At 41.7% G+C, this 19,255-nt stretch carries 19 protein-coding genes and 1 riboswitch; of the genes, 16 read left to right on the forward strand and 3 right to left on the reverse strand.

The genetic code is table 11. From position 1 onward, the window contains the following. The first annotated feature begins 33 nt into the window (after positions 1-33). Positions 34-864: an EcsC family protein gene (locus tag H7F25_RS00760; RefSeq protein WP_073203922.1), complete on the forward strand. Its 831-nt coding sequence runs from the start codon at positions 34-36 to the stop codon at positions 862-864. A gap of 25 nt (positions 865-889) precedes the next feature. Here the strand turns inward: H7F25_RS00760 and H7F25_RS00765 are convergent, their stop codons facing one another. Then, positions 890-1,987, reverse strand: a complete 1,098-nt coding sequence (locus H7F25_RS00765) for a DctP family TRAP transporter solute-binding subunit (RefSeq protein ID WP_185854116.1) — start codon at positions 1,985-1,987, stop codon at positions 890-892. 67 nt (positions 1,988-2,054) lie between these two features. Here H7F25_RS00765 and H7F25_RS00770 point away from each other — a divergent pair, with 67 nt between their 5' ends. The 8 genes from H7F25_RS00770 to H7F25_RS00805 all read left to right on the forward strand — a co-directional run bounded on the left by H7F25_RS00770 (position 2,055) and on the right by H7F25_RS00805 (position 10,734). Then, on the forward strand, positions 2,055-3,674 hold the full coding sequence (locus tag H7F25_RS00770; RefSeq protein WP_395960180.1) for an ATP-binding protein: 1,620 nt from the start codon (positions 2,055-2,057) through the stop codon (positions 3,672-3,674). Next, positions 3,671-4,354 carry a response regulator gene (locus tag H7F25_RS00775; protein ID WP_024425373.1) on the forward strand — a complete coding sequence of 228 codons (684 nt, stop codon included), beginning with the start codon at positions 3,671-3,673 and terminating at the stop codon, positions 4,352-4,354. Before H7F25_RS00770 ends, H7F25_RS00775 begins: the two co-directional genes overlap by 4 nt. A 123-nt stretch (positions 4,355-4,477) precedes the next feature. Then, positions 4,478-5,746, forward strand: coding sequence for a C4-dicarboxylate transporter DctP (gene dctP, locus H7F25_RS00780; protein WP_133744976.1), 1,269 nt, complete (start codon positions 4,478-4,480; stop codon positions 5,744-5,746). Positions 5,747-5,943: 197 nt separating this feature from the next. Continuing rightward, positions 5,944-6,966, forward strand: a complete 1,023-nt coding sequence (locus H7F25_RS00785; RefSeq protein ID WP_041107476.1) for an AI-2E family transporter — start codon at positions 5,944-5,946, stop codon at positions 6,964-6,966. A gap of 63 nt (positions 6,967-7,029) precedes the next feature. Further along, a riboswitch (cyclic di-AMP (ydaO/yuaA leader) is annotated at positions 7,030-7,163 on the forward strand. 77 nt (positions 7,164-7,240) lie between these two features. Beyond that, positions 7,241-8,482, forward strand: coding sequence for a dicarboxylate/amino acid:cation symporter (locus H7F25_RS00790; protein ID WP_166644710.1), 1,242 nt, complete (start codon positions 7,241-7,243; stop codon positions 8,480-8,482). Between the two features lie 127 nt (positions 8,483-8,609). Further along, positions 8,610-9,521 (forward strand): ABC transporter ATP-binding protein, encoded by a 912-nt coding sequence (locus H7F25_RS00795; RefSeq protein WP_024427364.1) that lies wholly within the window; start codon positions 8,610-8,612, stop codon positions 9,519-9,521. Beyond that, positions 9,514-10,281 (forward strand): ABC transporter permease, encoded by a 768-nt coding sequence (locus tag H7F25_RS00800; protein ID WP_185854117.1) that lies wholly within the window; start codon positions 9,514-9,516, stop codon positions 10,279-10,281. Before H7F25_RS00795 ends, H7F25_RS00800 begins: the two co-directional genes overlap by 8 nt. A gap of 117 nt (positions 10,282-10,398) precedes the next feature. Then, positions 10,399-10,734: a hypothetical protein gene (locus H7F25_RS00805; RefSeq protein WP_024427366.1), complete on the forward strand. Its 336-nt coding sequence runs from the start codon at positions 10,399-10,401 to the stop codon at positions 10,732-10,734. Positions 10,735-10,832: 98 nt separating this feature from the next. Here H7F25_RS00805 and fbpB read toward each other — a convergent pair whose 3' ends face one another. Next, positions 10,833-10,982: a Fur-regulated basic protein FbpB gene (gene fbpB, locus H7F25_RS00810; RefSeq protein WP_065215285.1), complete on the reverse strand. Its 150-nt coding sequence runs from the start codon at positions 10,980-10,982 to the stop codon at positions 10,833-10,835. 315 nt (positions 10,983-11,297) lie between these two features. Next, positions 11,298-11,618 carry a thioredoxin family protein gene (locus H7F25_RS00815; RefSeq protein WP_012008983.1) on the reverse strand — a complete coding sequence of 107 codons (321 nt, stop codon included), beginning with the start codon at positions 11,616-11,618 and terminating at the stop codon, positions 11,298-11,300. A 184-nt stretch (positions 11,619-11,802) separates the two neighbouring features. On the opposite strand from H7F25_RS00815, the gene H7F25_RS00820 reads away from it, so the two are divergent. From H7F25_RS00820 to H7F25_RS00850, 7 genes are all read left to right on the forward strand, one after another. Then, on the forward strand, positions 11,803-12,885 hold the full coding sequence (locus H7F25_RS00820; RefSeq protein WP_185854118.1) for a D-alanine--D-alanine ligase: 1,083 nt from the start codon (positions 11,803-11,805) through the stop codon (positions 12,883-12,885). Between the two features lie 80 nt (positions 12,886-12,965). Next, a complete protein-coding gene (gene murF / locus H7F25_RS00825; protein WP_024425380.1) occupies positions 12,966-14,330 on the forward strand; it encodes a UDP-N-acetylmuramoyl-tripeptide--D-alanyl-D-alanine ligase in 1,365 nt (454 codons plus the stop codon). An 18-nt stretch (positions 14,331-14,348) separates the two neighbouring features. Then, positions 14,349-15,041, forward strand: coding sequence for an alpha/beta hydrolase (locus H7F25_RS00830; RefSeq protein ID WP_024427369.1), 693 nt, complete (start codon positions 14,349-14,351; stop codon positions 15,039-15,041). A 127-nt stretch (positions 15,042-15,168) separates the two neighbouring features. Continuing rightward, positions 15,169-15,507 carry an avidin-fold protein gene (locus H7F25_RS00835; protein WP_103132678.1) on the forward strand — a complete coding sequence of 113 codons (339 nt, stop codon included), beginning with the start codon at positions 15,169-15,171 and terminating at the stop codon, positions 15,505-15,507. A 165-nt stretch (positions 15,508-15,672) separates the two neighbouring features. Beyond that, on the forward strand, positions 15,673-17,172 hold the full coding sequence (gene cshA / locus H7F25_RS00840; RefSeq protein ID WP_024425382.1) for a degradosome RNA helicase CshA: 1,500 nt from the start codon (positions 15,673-15,675) through the stop codon (positions 17,170-17,172). 115 nt (positions 17,173-17,287) lie between these two features. Then, positions 17,288-17,767: a PH domain-containing protein gene (locus tag H7F25_RS00845; protein WP_024425383.1), complete on the forward strand. Its 480-nt coding sequence runs from the start codon at positions 17,288-17,290 to the stop codon at positions 17,765-17,767. After that, entirely contained in the window at positions 17,757-19,253 is a 1,497-nt protein-coding gene (locus H7F25_RS00850) for a PH domain-containing protein (protein WP_034622599.1), read from the forward strand. Before H7F25_RS00845 ends, H7F25_RS00850 begins: the two co-directional genes overlap by 11 nt. The last annotated feature ends 2 nt before the right edge of the window (positions 19,254-19,255 follow it).

Below are 19,255 nucleotides of genomic sequence, written 5' to 3' on the forward strand. Positions count from 1 at the left end.
AATACTTCAGCGGCATCTAAGGAGGCATATGGCATGGAGGAAAGAGAATGGCTAAAAGCACAATTAAAGGAGATCGAAAAGTGGGAGAAAGACCAGCAAAAGGTATGGTTTTGGGAGAAACTCAGCCGCCTTCCATTTCAAATGCTGGACAAGCTGACGCCTGCTTTTATTCAGAAAAAAATCGGTGTGCTACTTGATGAAATGGGTCATTACATTCAATCTGGCGGTGCCTATTTGACATCGGAAAAAGGCATCATTCATCAATTTCAAAAGAAGTGTGAGGGCGAATCCATTCAGCGCATAGAGGATATTGGAAAGGCCCCAATCGAAATGATGGATGCCATTAGTGAACATATGGGGAAAAACAGAACGAATCTCGCGACTGTGCAAGGGGCGACAACTGGTGTCGGCGGAATGTTTACGCTAGCTGCTGATATTCCTGCGGTCCTGGGCCTCTCTCTGAAAACATTACAGGATATTGCCGTCACCTATGGCTATGATCCTAAAAACAAAGAGGAGCGGGTCTTCATCATTAAATGCTTGCAGCTGAACTCTGCGGATGTCGTTGGAAAGAAATCGATTCTAAAAGAACTCAAAAGCTATCATGCATCCGAAGGGAAGCATGAAAACATGATTTCCCAAATCCAAGGGTGGCGTGAGGTCGTCTATAATTACCGGGATTCGTTCGGCTGGAAGAAACTATTTCAGCTTGTTCCCATCGCTGGGATTTTGTTTGGTGCCGTTTCGAACCGCTCACAATTAAAAGGAATTGCCGAAACCGGCATGATGCAATACCGAAAGCGAAGAATTTTAACAAGATTAGAAGAGCTCACGCAGCAAGAACAGAGTGAGTCCGGCGCATAAAAAAATCCCATATCAAAGGGATTTTTTATTTGCTCTCAACCTCTTCCTGAAAAGCATGAATAGGTGAGTGTTCATAACGTGCACGCAGTTCGCGGATCTGTTTGATGAGGGTGGAGCCGATCGTTTTTTCGGCTTCATCATACAAAGGATCAAGGGCTCTCATCCATTTTTGTCTTTCAGCTGGCGTCAATTCATGAATGACAATCGGCGATTCACGTTTAATGTCCTCCAGCTGATCTTTGTTCATCTGTTCTGCATGCTTTTCATTCCAAGCCGTTGTTTCTTCCATGGCTTCAAGTAAAATTCGCTTCGTTTCGGGTGTCTGGCGGTCAAAGAAGGATTGATCTGTTAAGACCACATAGCCTAAATACCCGTGATTGCTGATCGTCATATAGTCTTGTATATGATAGAATTTTTTTGAATAAATATTTGAAATGGTATTTTCTTCACCGTCTACTTTTTTGGTTTCTAATAGCTGAAACGTTGAATTAAATGATTCCTGATAGGGCTTTGCGCCAAGAAGTTTGAATTGTTTTTCAATCATGTCGCTTTGCATAATGCGGAGAGACTGGTTTTTTAAATCAGCCGGCTGTTTGATTGGCCCTTTATTAGAAGTAATTTGCTTAAAGCCATTTGTCCAATAAGCCATTCCCTTTAACCCATCTTTTTGCAGCGTGCCAAACAACCTTTGTCCAATTGCACCTTGCAGGCCTTCTTGAACCGCATTGTAATTTGAAAAAGCAAAGGGAAGATCAAGTGCCAGCCACTCAGGGGACAGCATGCCGAGCTTCGAGGTAGACGGAGCAATAAATTGAACTTGATTCTCTTTAAGTGCATTTATTTCTTCAATATCAGAATAAAGGCTTCCATTGGAGAAAATTTGAATGCTGATCTTTCCATCGGATTTTTCGTGCACGAGCTCAGCAAATTTCTTTGCGGCAAGTCCTTTAGGTGTATTGTCTGCCACGACATGGCTGAATTTGAACACAAGCTGGTCCTTCAGTCCTGTCTGTTCATCATCAAAGGTTGTCGCTGATTTTGGCATCATATGATAAAAACCAAAGTATAAAGCGGTTACAAAACCGATCATGAGCAATAGTGTATAAGCGAGTAAATTCTTCATGCGTCAGATCCCCCTTATGTCAAGCATACTTGACAGAGGAAGAATCCGTAAAGATACAGGTGAAAAAATGATGAGAAATCGATTGAAATTACAACAATTATCTATTAGATGGAAGCTTACCATCCTCACATATTTCGTTGTCATTTTCGCCCTTTTAATCGGAGGGATTGTCCTTGTTGGGGGAATTCAGCAAACAGAGGAACGGGAGCTTCGAAAAAGACTCATGAACACGGCGAGAACCGTGGCTGAGATGAATGAGGTGAAGCAGGCGTTAGCTGATCAGACAAAGGATCGTGATCAATTACAGCATGCAATCGAAGAGATTCGGATTATTCAAGACGCTGACTATATTGTCGTGATGGATATGGATCATGTGAGATTAACGCATCCAGTGAAAACAAGGATTGGCCAGCGCTCAGAAGGAACTGATGAAGAGCCGGCTTTTGCAGAGCATATTTATTTCTCAGAAGCAGAGGGAGAGCTTGGAACAGCCATCAGAGCTTTTTATCCAATCAAGGATGATCAATTTAATCAAACAGGGGTTGTGCTTGTAGGAAGAACTCTGCCAAGTATGGCAGATATATTAGGAGAAATGAAGCAGGATATCCTCATGATCCTCCTGCTGACGCTCAGCTTTGGGCTTGTGGGTTCATTTTTGCTCGCCCGTCATATTAAACAGCAAATGTTTAAGCTGGAGCCGCATGAGATTGTCAGAATGCTAGAGGAACGCACTGCAACCTTTCACTCTATTAATGAAGGGGTCATCGCCATTGATAATCAGCACATGATCACCATTTTTAATGAGAAGGCGAAGCAGATTTTTGGCGTAACAGGTGATGTCGTGGGCCGGAATATTTGGGGTGTGCTGTCTGATACGAGACTTCCTGAGATTATTGATCGCGCACAACCTGTCTACAATGAAGAAATTCATATGAGCGGAAAGCGAATCATGAGCAGCCGGATTCCGATAGTCATGAAAAAGAAGATCATCGGAGCGGTCGCCATTTTTCAAGACCGGACAGAAGCAGCGAAATTGGCGGAGGAGCTCACAGGGGTTAAGAACTTTGTGGACGGTTTGCGGGTGCAAAACCATGAACATATGAATAAGCTTCATACGATTGCCGGGCTGATTCAGCTCGGTAAAGCCGATCAGGCGCTCGATCTAGCCTTTCAAACGACAGAGGAGCAGGAACATGTGACGGACTTTCTTCATCGCGTCATAGAGCATGATGCTGTCGCAGGGTTATTGATGAGCAAAATCAGAAGGGGCAAGGAGCTTGGCATCATGGTCGAAGTAGATGAACATAGCTGTCTGCGTGATTTCCCTGAACGGCTTGATCAGCATGATATGACAAAGCTGCTCGGAAATCTCATTGAGAACGCCTTTGCCTCGTATGATACTGTAGAAAGAGACACAAAAGTCATTTCCATTAGTATCGATCAAACGGAGGATGTCCTCGCGATTTTAATTGAAGACAATGGCTCCGGGATCGAAAAAGAAATGATTCCTTCTATTTTCGATAAAGGCTTCACACATGGCAAAGAGGGCGGAACAGGCTATGGCCTGTATATTGTAAAAACGATTATCGACAAAGGGATGGGAAATGTAGAGGTCACATCAAGCATCGGCATTGGTACCACCTTCTCAATCGAATTCCCAATGACCATAGAGGAGAGAGACAGATGACTCAGATTAAGGTGCTGTTAATTGAAGATGACCCGATGGTGCAAGAAGTGAATAAAGAGTTCATTATGAGTGTTCCTGGCTTTCAAGTAGCAGCTGTCGCTGGGAACGGGGAGCAGGGCATCCAGCTGATCAAAGAAATTCGTCCAGACCTCGTGGTACTTGATGTCTATATGCCAAAAAAGGATGGCGTCAAAACGCTGCAAGACATCAGAAAACAGAAGATGAAAGTGGACGTGATTGTCATTTCTGCAGCGAAGGACAAAGAGACCATCGGCATCATGCTTCAAAATGGTGCGCGGGATTATATTATTAAACCATTCAAATTTGAACGAATGAAAGAATCACTTGAAAGCTATAAGGCGTTTAAATCAAAAATCCAAACTGCAGCAGAATTCTCTCAGGAGATGCTGGATGATATCATACGAAAGCCTGCTGTTAAGCAGGAAGATACTTGGCTTCCTAAAGGGCTGAATGTGCATACGATGAACGAAATTAAAGCGTATATGGGCTTGCAGGAAGGCGCGCAGTCTGCAGAAGAAGTCGCCAATGCACTTGGCATTGCCCGCGTCACGGCACGCCGGTATTTAGACTTTCTCGTTAAAGAAGGCGAGCTGAAATTAGATATGCAATATGGCGGGGTAGGACGGCCTGTGAATAAATATATCGTACATTCTGACTAAAGACCAAAAAGACCAAAATGTACGATATGTCCATAAGCTTCACAGTCTTTGATGAAATCGCTATCATTTATCTACAGATAATAGTTAAGCGTTTACATCAAAGGGTGAGGGAGTTGATTTTTTATGAAAAGGATTTTGAAGAACCTGACATTTCAGGTAATTGCAGCTGTCATTATCGGGATCATTGTCGGGATGGTTTGGCCAAACGTCGGAAAAGAAATGAAGCCGCTTGGTGACACCTTTATCAATGCCGTTAAAATGGTCATTGCACCAATTATTTTCTTAACCATTGTTCTTGGTATTGCCAAGATGGGTGATATGAAAAAGGTTGGGAAAGTTGGGGGAAAAGCATTTATTTATTTTGAAGTTGTCACGACACTTGCTCTAGTCATCGGTCTTTTTGTGGTGAATATCATGAAGCCAGGTGCAGGTCTTGACTATAGCAAGCTTGAAAAAGGGGACGTTTCACAGTATACCCAAAATGGGGGACAGGGTATCGACTGGATGGAATTTGTTACACACATCGTGCCATCTAACATGGTTGATGCTTTCGCAAAGGGTGATATTTTACAGGTCTTATTCTTCTCTATTTTATTCGGTGTTGCGCTCGCTGCTCTTGGCGAGAAGGGGAAAGGCATTATCGAATGGCTTGATAAGCTGTCACTTGTTTTCTTTAAAATCATTGGTTATATCATGCGTGCTGCGCCTCTTGGTGCATTTGGGGCGATGGCTTATACGATCGGACACTTTGGTTTGGCATCGATTAAACCGCTGGCGAGTCTGATGCTCTCCGTTTATATGACCATGTTCTTGTTCATTTTCGTTGTACTGAACATCATTTGTAAAATGTATGGCTTCAGCCTGCTCGGTTATCTGCGATTTATCAAGGATGAAATTTTGATTGTTCTTGGCACAAGTTCTTCAGAATCCGTGCTGCCAAGAATGATGGATAAAATGGAACGCTACGGGTGCTCTAAGTCTGTTGTTGGTCTTGTCATTCCAACAGGTTATTCCTTTAACCTAGACGGAACTTCAATCTATTTATCAATGGCCGTCGTCTTCTTGGCGCAAGTGTTTGGTGTAGACCTGTCGATCGGTCAGCAGATCACTATTATCCTTGTGCTGATGCTTACATCAAAGGGAGCAGCTGGGGTGACAGGAAGCGGATTTATCGTGCTTGCATCTACTCTTGCGGCACTACAGGTCATTCCGTTAGAGGGTCTAGCACTGCTGCTTGGGGTTGACCGCTTCATGAGTGAAGGAAGAGCGATTACAAACCTCATTGGAAATGGAATCGCAACAATTGTTGTCGCGAAGAGTGAAGGTGAATTTGACGAAGCGAAGAGCAAAACAGCACTTCAGGAAATGCGGAATATGAAGCAGGCTGTTTAGTATAAAAACAACCAAAAACCGAAACCTTATGTTCTACATGGGTTCGGTTTTTTTGTGTAAAAAAGAAAAACCAATAAAATTAATACAAATCGTAAGACCTCTTTGACCTTTTATTATATAATTTACAGAAAGATCCGATATAATGTATATCAGATACGATGAAAAATAGACTTTAGTCCTGGCAGGTGTGTAACGTAATGACGGCATTTTTAAAATTGTTCGAAAAACCTGGTGTTAAGCGGTTTTCAGTATTTGTAGTATTAGCCACAGCATTATATCTATTAAGAGGAATGATGAATTTAATTCTTTTGACCTTCATTTTCACCTTTTTGATGAATCGGTTGGAAGAGGTCATTAGAGGCTTTTTAAATCGCTTCCTGAAAATAGGACAGAAATCGGTCATTACCATTTTGTATATTCTTCTGGCTGGTGGATTAACATTTGGCGGATTCGTTTTTGTACCAATCATCGCCAAACAGGTAGAGCAGCTATTCCGTTTAGGAAAGAAAATTGCAGATCACCCACAAGATTTACCCTTCTTTGACGTCATCACGAACGTATTCGGAGATTTCAAAATATCAGCTTTCTTTGAGAAAGGGTTTAATTTCCTCTATACATACATAACCGATTTCAGCACGTTCAGTATCCAGGTCATTATGTCCTTAATATTAAGCATGTTCTTCCTGTTCGAAAAAGAACGCCTCATTCAATTCATGAACAAGTTCAAAACGAGTAAAATCTCCGTGTTCTATCATGAAATTGCCTTCTTTGGACGTAAATTTTCCCGAACGTTTGGAAAAGTACTTGAAGCACAGTTTATTATTGCAACCGTTAACTGTGTGCTAACGACCATTGCGCTAGGCATTATGGGCTTCCCGCAGTTATTTGGATTAGCGGTCATGGTCTTTTTGCTAGGCTTAATCCCAGTAGCGGGTGTGGTTATCTCTCTTATTCCACTCAGCATCATTGCGTATACACTCGGAGGCGGAATGTATGTCCTGTATATTGTGCTGGTGATTGTGATTATCCATGCTATTGAAGCATACTTCTTGAATCCGAAGCTCATGTCAGCTAAAACAGAACTCCCTATTTTCTTCACGTTTATTGTGCTGATCTTCTCTGAACACTATATTGGCATTTGGGGACTTATTATCGGTATCCCAATCTTTGTGTTTATTTTAGATATTCTTGAAGTGACAAATAGGGAAGAAAGTAATTAAAAAGTTCATATGAACCTGTTTACAATTTTCTAAAAATAAGGTATAAATGGTATGAAAATATCATATATCCACACGCTTAATCCTTCTAAAGGAATGGGGGACCCATGTTTTTGGGGTGAATTTTTCTTATCTGAGAAAAAAGGACATCTCTTCGTCCTAACCCGTCAGCTAACCTCATCAGCGTGAAGAGAGTAGACAGTGGTACACGTATGGACACGCAGGCCCACGAGAAAACTCTCTCGTGGGTCTTTTTGACGAGGAAGGGGAGATTTTATTGAAGCTGGCGACAAAAATTATTATTGCCTTGTTTGTAGGTGCAATCACAGGATTGCTGCTTAACCTTTTTGCTCCAAATGTATTCAAAGTGTTAGACCCTTATTTATTTACACCTCTAGGTCAAATCTTCTTAAACCTGATTAAAATGCTGGTTGTACCCATTGTATTCTTTTCGATCACGCTCGGTGTAGCAGGCCTTGGTGATCCGAAGAAGCTAGGCAGAATCGGCGTAAAAACCATTACTTATTTCCTGCTCACTACGACTTTCGCCATTATCATTGGCATTTCATTAGCCTTATTGATTAAACCCGGAGCCTTCGGTAATTTTGATACAAAAGCGGCTGATTATTCCGCAGAGGAAGCCCCATCAATGGCAGAAACACTACTCAACATTATTCCAACCAATCCAGTCCAATCGTTAGTTGAAGGAAACATGCTTCAAATTATCGTCTTCTGCGTATTTTTAGGTCTTGGCATAGCCATGCTTGGTAAAAAAACGGAAGGCTTGCTGAAGCTGTTTGAACAAGGAAATGAATTAATGATGTATCTTGTCGGTGTTGTAATGAAATTTGCACCGTACGGGACATTCGGTTTGATTGCAACCGCGATCGGCAGTCAGGGACTGGATGCCATGAAAGCGATGGGACTTTACTTCTCGGTCGTGTTAATTGCGCTTATCCTGCATTTCTTCCTGACATATGGATCAACCATTGCTATCTTAGCTAAACGAAATCCAATGGCATTCTTTAAAGGATTTTCACCAGCGATGGTTGTTGCGTTTAGTACATCAAGCAGTAACGCAGTACTGCCGGTATCAATGGAAACAGCGCAAAAGCGTTTAAAGGTGCCAGAGCCGATTTCAAGCTTTGTGCAGCCGCTGGGTGCAACCATTAATATGGATGGCACAGCCATTATGCAAGGTGTTGCGACCATTTTTATCGCTCAAGTGTATGGGGTTGAACTGACGCTTGTTCAAATGCTGACGGTTGTCTTAACAGCTGTTTTAGCAAGTGTCGGTACAGCAGGTGTCCCAGGGGTAGGGCTCATCATGCTGGCCATGGTGTTAAATTCCGTGAATCTTCCTGTTGAGGGAATAGCGCTGATCCTTGGCATAGACCGCTTATTAGATATGGCAAGAACCGTAGTGAATATTACAGGTGACGCAGCATGTGCGGTGATTGTTTCTGAAACCGAAAAGAAACACGAGAAAGAAGCGCCGACACCTAACTTATCACTGTAATAAGCAAGAAGGGCTGGCTGGGTCAGTCCTTTTTTTCATGGATTGATTTGTCTCGCGTGATATACTTTTTACAGGATGAGCGGTCATAACTGCCGCCACAGGCTTTACATTAGAAGGAGGAACCACTTTGCAGTCTGCTGTTTTAAAAGTAGAGAAAGTCGATAAACTAATTGGCCGGAAAATGATCTTGCAGGATATTTCTATAGACATTGGGCAAGGAGAAATTGTTGGATTACTTGGACCCAATGGGTCTGGAAAAACAACTTTGATTCGATTGATCGTTGGCTTGATGAAAAAAAACAATGGCAACATCATGATCAATGGATATTCACAAGATGAGGATTTTCTTAAAGCGATGTCATCTGTTGGTGCGATCATAGAAAACCCAGAATTTTATTCGTATTTAACAGGCTTTGAAAACCTTGAGATGTATGCAGCGATGCACGATGGCGTGACGGAGGAACGCATTCAGGAAGTAGTGGAAAGAGTTCGTCTTGAGGATGCCATTCATCAGAAGGTCAAGACGTATTCACTAGGGATGAAACAAAGGCTTGGGATTGCACAAGCTATTTTGCATCGGCCGAACCTGCTCATTTTAGACGAACCGACAAATGGACTGGACCCCGCAGGAATGAAGGAATTCCGGGAGCACTTACAAATGCTTGTAAAGGAAGAAGGAACCTCGGTGCTATTTGCGACGCATTTATTGCATGAGGTAGAAGAGCTATGTGATCGAATGATTATCATTCAAAAGGGACAGATCAAAGCTAGTACTCATCTCCGGGATATGGAGGGGAAAGAGCAGGTGCTGATGAATATTCAGCCAGTAGAAAAGGCGGTCTCATGGCTTGACGCACACGACTATACATATGAACGAAATGGAGCGCGTGTACTGCTTCAACTGAACAAAGAACGTGTGCCAGAGCTGAACAAACAGCTTGTGCTGGCGGGGTTTGATGTACTTGAAATGATGCCTCAAAAGCAGTCAATTGAAGAGGCATTTATGAAATGGACGGAAGGCGGGACGACAGATGCTTAACCTCATCAAGAATGAGCATAAAAAAATCATGAAGAAAAAGATCACATTCATTGCTCTTTTATTGATCGTTGTATTTCAACTGGCCATGGCTCTAACCTTGAAACGAGTCATATCAAGCTTTGGTGGACAAGACACAGTCGCGAACTATTTTGCTTATTCCACGAACGTCGTGTTTATTTTGCAGGTACTTGCTGTTGTTATTGGCGCGACCTTGATCTCAACAGAGTTTCAGAAAAGGACGATCAAATTTCTATTGATCCGGCCAAAAACAAGACTGCACATTTTTCTGTCAAAATACATCACACTTGTGCTGACAGTCATTTATTTGTTTGTTTTTTATTATGTTTTGGCTTTTCTATTTGGTCTTATTTTCTTCGGTACGGATTTTGATGAAAGAACGGGGCAATTATTTCAGCATACGTTTGCCGTCATTGGATCTCAGTGGGTGGAAGTGATCATGATGGCAAGCTTTGCTTTTATGTGTTCCAGTTTGTTTAGAAACAGTCTTGTTGCCCTTGTGACCTCGTTTTTTGTTTTATATGCGGCGAAATCTCTTGTACCCATCATGTCTCTCTTAGAAAATCAGTGGGGGAAAATCCTCCTTTTCGCGAATACGGACTTTACTCAGTACAGCTTTCAAGGACCGCCGCCTTTTCATGGGATGAGCATTTTGTTTTCTCTATTTATAGTAGGGGCGCATTTTGTTTTCTTTATTGGATCGGCTTGGATTCTTTTTTGGAAATGTGATGTAAATGTGTAAAAAATGTGTCAAATAACAAGAAAAATTCGTGACATCTTTGTGAAAACGAGTCTGTATTTCACGATAACCGGCTGATTTTGTCTTATAATAAGAAGGAGTCATGGAGGTGGCACTATCGTGAAAAATTTCATTACGGCTTTACCAATTTTGTTGCTGCTGTCGTTTTCGTTTGTGTCTTTTGCCTTCCAGTTTGATCACCTTGTTTATTTCAGACTAGCGCTGGGGATCTTTTCGTTAGCGGGTCTTTTCTTTCTGTATACACTTAAAAGAAACATGAAATGGTTCATGGTCTATTTATATGCGAGCTGGATCGTTCTTGCTGCCGTCACAACATTTGAGGAACCAGTCTTTTCTCAATTTTTCTTCGGTGGTTTAACGATGACAATGGGTTATCTCACATATATGCTCATTTATTTAGGAATGAAGCAGGACCGTGTAGCGAAAGCAAATTAAAACAAAAGTCGATAAAATCGAATAACAGATTTTATCGGCTTTTTTTATTTTATTGAAGCAGACAAAAGAGCAGCCAGCGATGACTGCTCCTCTTGTGCTTATGATTCACGCCCAGCAGCTGCAAGCTGCTTCTGGTGTTTTTTGTCGATGGTTTCGTATATACTTTCCATCATTTGAGGATCGCGCATGATGGCCTTTTTGTTCTCTTCAATCAATTGCTGGTAGGTTTTAATTTTCTTCTTAGACATGTGACTCATCGCTCCTTAATAAGAATGGACGTCTATAGGATTTCACATAGATGAAATTGATAATCATTTTCAATTAGCAATTCCATTATACAAAGACAAATGTCAGAAGTAAAGATTCAATTCAGAAAATTCACGTAACCGACATATTCCAAGCTGGTTCGACGCTGCATTCTTTCCCAGGAAATAATTTTGTCATGACTTGTCGTAAGTGAAACATCAATTTGAAACGTTTTGGCTGTGCAGCTCGTCTTATGAAGAGATTTAAAAAGAAAAAAGACATCAGCAAGAGTTTGCTGATGTCCTTCGTTTCATCAATTAAGAAACGTGCTCTTGAAGAAATTCTGTCACTTCTTCAGGCGATTTTGCATTTGCACTGTGTAAATGACCTGTTTTTTCACCATTTTTGAAAATTAACAGGCTTGGAATGCCCATTACCTGATACGTTTCAGCTAATTCAGGGAAATCATCTTTATTTATTTCAAACCATTCATGGTGAGCATAAGCTTCTAGGATGTCTGGAATGAACATGTCCATTCTTGTACAGTCAGGACACCATGTTGCAAAGAATTTAACGATGACTTCTTTGTCTGATTGAATAATTTCATTGAATTGTTCAGTACTTGTGATTTTTTTCAATTTGTCACAACTCCTTTTCAATGTCATTTTAATATAAAATAAAGGCGAATGACATACAAATGCTCGGGAGGCGCTTACAACCTTTACAAATCATTTCAATTACGTAACAACAAAAATTAATTAGAGCATTTTTGCTTGAAAGTGATAAGATAGTAAAGATGAATTTTAGTGGGGGGAGTATCCATTGAAAATAAGTTTAGGATTGATTTACGGCGGAAAGTCAGCCGAACATAATGTATCACTGCAAACAGCTCTTGCAGTTACAAAAGCACTTAACACTGAGAAGTTCGATATACATCCAATTTATATTACAGAAGAGGGTGAATGGTTAAGAGGAGAAAAACTCACTGAACCAGTATCAAACGTCAAAATGCTTCAATTTGAACAGACCGCAAAGACGTTTTTACCAACTTCTTTAAATGAAAGCATGTTTCCACAGCCTGCATCGACTGATGAGAAAATTGATGTTGTCTTCCCGTTGCTGCACGGACCAAATGGAGAAGATGGCACAATGCAAGGATTACTTGAACTGTTAAATATCCCGTATGTCGGCAACGGCGTTCTCGCGTCTGCCGCGGGTATGGATAAAGTCATGATGAAAGATGTTTTTGCACAAGCAGGACTTGCACAAGCAAAGCACCTTTCTTTCAATAAAAAAGACTACGAGAAAGCGACACCAGACAGCTTAGAACAGGTTGAAAAAGTACTGGGCTACCCATGCTTTGTGAAACCTGCCAACATGGGATCAAGTGTTGGAATTAGCAAATGCCGCAGCAAAGAAGAACTGCAGACTGCATTTGACCTCGCTTTCCAATATGATCGTCGTGTGGTCGTAGAAGAAGGCGTCGTTGGAAGAGAAATCGAGATTGGTGTATTAGGCAATGATGAGCCGAAATGCTCTGTCGTTGGTGAGATTGCACCTAAAACAGATTTTTATGATTACAAAGCAAAATATGAAGATGGCGATACAGATTTGATCATTCCGGCGAGTGTGTCAGAGGATGAATATAAGACGATTCATGACATGGCAATTAAGGCATTTAAAGCCCTCGATGGATCTGGTCTCGTACGTGCAGACTTCTTCCTTACAGAAAAAGGTGAAGTGTTGATCAATGAAGTGAATACAATGCCTGGATTCACACCATTTAGTATGTTCCCATTACTTTGGAAGCACACTGGTGTAGAGTATCCAGAGTTAATTGAAAAGCTGGTGTCACTTGCAATTGAACGCCATCGAGAAAAACAAACCATTAAAACAACTTTTTAATGTGAGCAGCAAGCAGACACTATCCTTAGGTAGTGTCTCTTTTCCTTCAAACGTGAAATGAGAAAGAGAGGCGAAAAATCATGATCAAACGTACAGTGAAACAAATCGCCCAAATGGCTGGTGGAACCCTATCTAATCAAGCTTTTGGCGAAGAACAGATTCACGGAGTGACAACAGATACACGAAAAGTATCAAACGGCGCCCTGTTTATCCCGCTTATCGGAGAACATTTTAACGGTCACACATTTGCTTCAAAAGCAGTGGAGCTTGGAGCCTCAGCTGTTCTTTGGAATCAAAAAGAAGCCAATCCGCCAGAAGGCGTTCCAGTAATTCTTGTAGAGGATACACTAGCTGCGCTTCAACAGCTGGCGAAATCATACTTAAAAGAAGAAAACCCTCGTGTTGTCGGTATTACAGGAAGTAATGGGAAAACCACAACGAAAGACATGATTCATTCCGTCTTGCAAACAGCGTATCAAGTTCATAAAACAGACGGTAACTTTAATAATCATATCGGGCTTCCGCTTACCATTCTGGCAATGCCTGAAGGAACAGATATTGCGGTTTTGGAGATGGGCATGAGTGCAAAAGGCGAAATCGAATTTTTATCAGACCTCGCTGAGCCGGATGCAGCAGTCATCACAAATATCGGGGAATCACATATGCAAGATTTAGGATCAAGAGAAGCCATTGCTGATGCAAAATGTGAGATCGTAAAAGGGTTAAAAGAAGACGGCATCTTTTATTACTTAGGTGATGAGCCTTTGCTTCGCGAAAGAGCAAGTTCACTTTCTCAGCGTGTAAAAACCTTTGGAGAAGCAGAGGACTGTGATATTAAGGTAACGCACATCAACCAGCTTGCAGAAGGAACAGAATTTCAGGTCGAAGGGTATACCCAAGGTTTTCTCATTCCTGTATTAGGGAAACATAATGTGAAGAATGCACTTGCTGCTATTGCTATAGGCCAGCATTTTGGGCTGAATGAAAGACAAATAGCCCAGGGACTGATGCAAACGAAGTTGACGGGGATGCGTCTTGAGCTGTTTAAAACAGATAAAGGAATCACTGTCATTAATGATGCGTATAATGCAAGTCCTACTTCTATGAAAGCAGCCATTGATCTTGTGGGAGATATGGACGGCTTCGCCAATCGTATTCTTGTACTTGGAGATATGCTCGAAATGGGCAGCGAAGAAGAAACGTATCATTATGAACTTGGCCGTTACATCAAGCCGGAATTTATTGATCATGTCATGACGTATGGCCGACTAGGTGCATTCATTGCTGAAGGAGCGAAAAAATCATTCGGGGCTGAGCACGTATTCTCCTTTATGGACAAAGAGGACCTGAAGAAAAAACTAGCTGAAGTGGCAGGGCCTGACGATGTTGTGCTTGTCAAAGCCTCACGCGGTATGAAATTGGAAGAAGTCATTACTGCACTATAAAAGTGAGAAGGTGACAGAATGATTGGCTGTTTATGTATCCACGGTTTTACGGGTGCCCCTTATGAAGTAGAACCGCTGGCGCAATATTTAAAACAGACGGCAGATTGGGAAGTGCAGTCTGTCACGCTTCCGGGGCATGGGGATGAGCTTCAGTTAAAAGGCATTCTTTATCAAGAATGGATAGCGACAGCTGAACTCGAACTTCTATCCCTTTATCGAACTTGTGACACCGTGTATTTGATCGGCTTTTCTATGGGCGGAATGATTGCTTCTTACTTAGCAGCGAAGTACCCAGTTGCCCGTCTCGTCCTATTAAGTGCTGCGGCTAAATATGTGAACCCAAAACAAATGATGCAAGATACAAGGCAGATGGTGAAGGAGTCCCTGTCAGGGATCATTGATACAAACCCTTTATATGATCGATATCGCCATAAGCTCACAAGCACGCCGCTGTCAGCCGCGATAGAATTTATGAAGCTGGTCAAGCAAACGAAGAATTCGCTTGAGAAGCTTCATCTGCCTGTGTTAATTGTTCAAGGTGAAAGCGACGGAATTGTACCTGCTTCAAGTGCAGAATTTATTTATCATAAAGTCCCGTCTCGCCAGAAAGAAATGTTTTATTTGCCCGATTGTAAACATCATGTTTGTCATGAGCCATGTGCCCAGCAATTGTTTGAGAAAGTAGAACATTTTCTAAAAAAAGCAATTTAATATATAGAAAAGCTAAATTGTGGCTAAACTAATATAAATTGAATCCCACTTGTTAAAATTTGCATCATTTTTGTCGAATGAGTGACAGGCATATGGTACAATAGGAAAGAAAAGGTGGTTGATTCGGTTGTTTCAATATGACGGAAAAACCTTTATCCCGCAGTCTAATTCGAGTAACGGAGAAGTATCAGCAGGAACCATATTTCAATATCGTCAGGACGGGAATATATTAACGGGCACATATCAAGGCGGCAGTATTATATCTGGCGTACTTGTAGGAACTGTGAATGAGGATGGAACACTTCATTTTAGATACCACCATGTAAGCAAGGACGGCAGTATGAGAAGCGGGACTTGCAATTCCACTCCAAAGCAGCTGGATAACGGAAAAATTCAATTGTTAGAAAAGTGGAAATGGATGGACGGAGATCAAAGTGAAGGTGAATCTGTCATTGTAGAACAGTAGATATATCCATTTCTGTCTTGTTGAAAAACAAATAGTGTAATGGTAAGATATAAGGTAGGGTAATTCGGGCTTTGTATATAATGGACCTGTCCTTTCAGAAAAGGGCAGTTTTTAATGATCATTCACGAGATTACTGAAACAGCAATTAGAAGGAGTTTGAATAAATTGACTATAACGTTTCAAGATTTTCAATTAAGCGAAAGTCTCATGAAGGCTATTAACCGCATGGGATTTGAAGAAGCAACACCGATTCAAGCAGAAACGATTCCTCTCGGTCTTCAAAATAAAGATGTCATCGGACAAGCACAAACAGGAACAGGAAAAACTGCAGCATTTGGTATTCCTCTGGTTGAAAAAATCGACCCAGCGTCTCCAAATATCCAAGCGATTATCATTGCGCCAACAAGAGAATTAGCGATTCAAGTATCTGAAGAGCTATATAAAATCGGCCAAGACAAGCGTGCACGCGTACTTCCTATTTACGGTGGACAAGATATCGGCCGTCAAATCCGTTCGCTCAAGAAAAATCCTCATATCATCGTAGGGACTCCAGGACGTTTACTCGATCACATTAACCGTCGTACAATGCGTCTTCAAAACGTTGAAACAGTTGTGCTAGATGAAGCAGACGAAATGCTAAACATGGGTTTCATCGAAGACATTGAAGCGATCCTTTCAAATGTACCAAGTGAACACCAAACACTTTTATTCTCTGCGACAATGCCTGCACCAATTAAGCGCATTGCAGAGCGTTTCATGACAAACCCAGAACACGTAAAAGTAAAAGCGAAAGAAATGACTGTATCTAACATCCAACAGTTCTATTTGGATATTCACGAACGTAAAAAGTTTGATACATTGACTCGTCTTCTTGACATTCAATCACCTGAGCTTTCAATTGTCTTCGGCCGTACGAAACGCCGTGTTGACGAATTGACTGAAGCACTTAACCTTAGAGGGTATACAGCTGAAGGAATTCATGGTGACCTGACTCAAGCAAAACGTATGGTTGCGCTTCGTAAATTCAAAGAGGGTTCAATCGATGTGCTTGTCGCAACAGACGTAGCTGCACGTGGACTTGATATCTCAGGCGTAACACACGTGTATAACTTTGACGTACCGCAAGATCCAGAAAGCTACGTGCACCGTATTGGACGTACAGGACGTGCTGGACGTACAGGTATGGCGATGACATTCATCACACCACGTGAAAAAGATATGCTTCGTGCGATTGAGCAAACGACTAAACGTAAAATGGATCGCATGAAAGAACCTACACTTGATGAGGCGATTGAAGGACAACAGCAAGTAACAGTTGACCGTCTACGCACAATCATCAGTGAAAACAACTTGAACTTCTACATGACAGCTGCTGCTGAATTGTTGGAAGATCATGATTCTGTAACAGTGGTTGCAGCTGCGATCAAAATGATGACAAAAGAGCCGGATGCAACGCCTGTTCGTTTAACAGATGAAGCACCGATGATTTCTAAACGTCATCGTAACAACCGTAGCTCTTCTAAACGCAGAGACGGCGGCGGTGGCGGAGGCTACCGTGGAAAAGGCAAGAACAGCCGTTCATCTTATGGTGATAAAAAGCGTTCTTCAAATGACCGCAATCGTTCTTCTAGCGATCGTCGTCAAAAGAAATCTTATAACAACTAACATACAAGAGCGAATCCTTTGCAGGGTTCGCTTTTTTTTAACAGGCTAAAATTGAAACTTTTTAGGCTTTGTTACGTAATATATTGATAGAAAAGTAAGAGAATGGGGGAAGAATGTGAGAAAACAGCCGCAACGTCAAATTAGTTTAAATGGTTTAAAGGTATGGCGTCTTCAAAATGGAATTATCTCATTGATTTTCTTACTCATCATCATTGGGGTATTTGTTGCTAGCTACTATTTTCAATGGCCATATTGGATTGGAGCGATCCTTTCTGGTTTATGGGTCTTACAGGTCATTTTTGGCATTTGGCTCATACCAAAAATCCGCCACCACATCTGGCGCTACGAAGTATTCGAAAATGAAATTGAAATACAGCATGGACTCATTCGCGTCACACGTGTCATTGTGCCAATGGTTCGTGTTCAGCATGTTGATACATCGCAAGGGCCGCTTTTAAGGCGCTACCGTTTGGCCTCTGTTCAAATTTCGACTGCTGCCACAGTTCATGATATACCGGCGCTAGAATTAGAAGAGGCAGATGAGCTTCGTGATTACATATCTCGTTTAGCAAGGGTGACGGAAGATGATGTCTGAACCAAAACGTGTACATCCCATTTCGATGTTCATTGATTTTATATCAGATGCTGTATCCATGATCAAAAACTTCATTATCCCTTTTTTCGTGTTGATTTTTGTGAACTCGAATTCGAGCATTCGCTTTTATGCATTTATCATTCTTGGTGTGCTTCTTTTGTGGAAAGCCGTTTTTACCATTTTAGAATGGAGACGATTCACTTACCGGATGGAAGACGATGAATTTCGTGTGGAATCGGGTGTGATTACGAAAAAGAAAAAATATATCTCGTTAGAACGAATTCAAACGGTTAATACAAGTGAAGGCATTTTCCAGCGGATTTTCGGTTTAGTGCGGGTTCAAATCGAAACGGCAGGCGGAACGGATGGTCCAGAAGTGAGCCTGACCGCGATTACAAAAGCAGAAGCGGAACAATTAAAGCAGTCGATTTTCAACCGGAAGAAAAGCTTGCAGGAAGAAGAAATGACGGATGAAGCAGGTGATCTGAATGGCCATTTGACTGCGCAAAAACCTATGCAGGAAGAAATCAATGTCTCCTATCGTATGGGTGTGCCAGAATTGCTTTTGGCTGCGACCACTTCAAGCGGTATCGGTGTCATTATCTCAGGGTGTCTCGCCATCTACACGCAAATAGATGAAATTCTCCCTTTGGACGGGTTCTTCAAGCAGTTCTCTTTTTTAAGCCATGCGAGCATTGAAATCTATGCGATTTTGATATTTCTTGCCGTATTGATCGCTTGGATCTTGAGTGTTGGGGTAACAGCACTTCAGTATGCGAATTTTGCTGCAAAACGAAAAGGGAATGACATCATCATTACAAGAGGGCTCATCGAGAGACATCAAATGACCATTCCACTTGCGAGAATTCAAGCAGTGAAAATCAAAGAGAATATTATCCGTGAGCCTTTTGGCTTTGCGACAGTGATGCTTGTTAGTGCAGGAGGTTCGATTACAGAGAAAGAAACCTCTTCCGTCTTATTTCCGCTCATTCGGAAGAAAAAAATAAATGAATTGCTGTCACAATTCACCGATCATTATCATGTAGCACCAGAAACAGAGCTGAAAAAGGTGCCAAAGCGTTCACTCAAACGCTACCTGATCTCATATGGCTTTGTGCCGTTACTTGCAGGTGTCATCCTGTCGGTACGCTTTCCGCCATGGGGGTATTTGGGACTCATTCCGTTACCGCTTGCTCTATTCTTCGGCTACTTAGCTTATAAACAATCAGGATATACAATCAAAGATTCATTGATTCAAATGACATCAAGAGGCATTGGCAAGACCACTGGCATTGTCCTTAGAAAACGAATGCAAAACTATACGATGACGCAATCTTTTTTCCAAAAGAAAGGCCGGGTCGCAAGTATTCACACCTTTGTGAAATCCTCTGCGCTGCTTGATTCCTTTGGTGTGCATCACCTTGAGGAAGAAGATGCGGCACGTGTATTTGATTGGTATTCATATGAAAAAAATCAATCGTCTTAAAC

Origin of the sequence: Bacillus sp. PAMC28571 (assembly GCF_014250435.1) — a bacterium.
Classification (GTDB): domain Bacteria; phylum Bacillota; class Bacilli; order Bacillales; family Bacillaceae; genus Bacillus; species Bacillus safensis.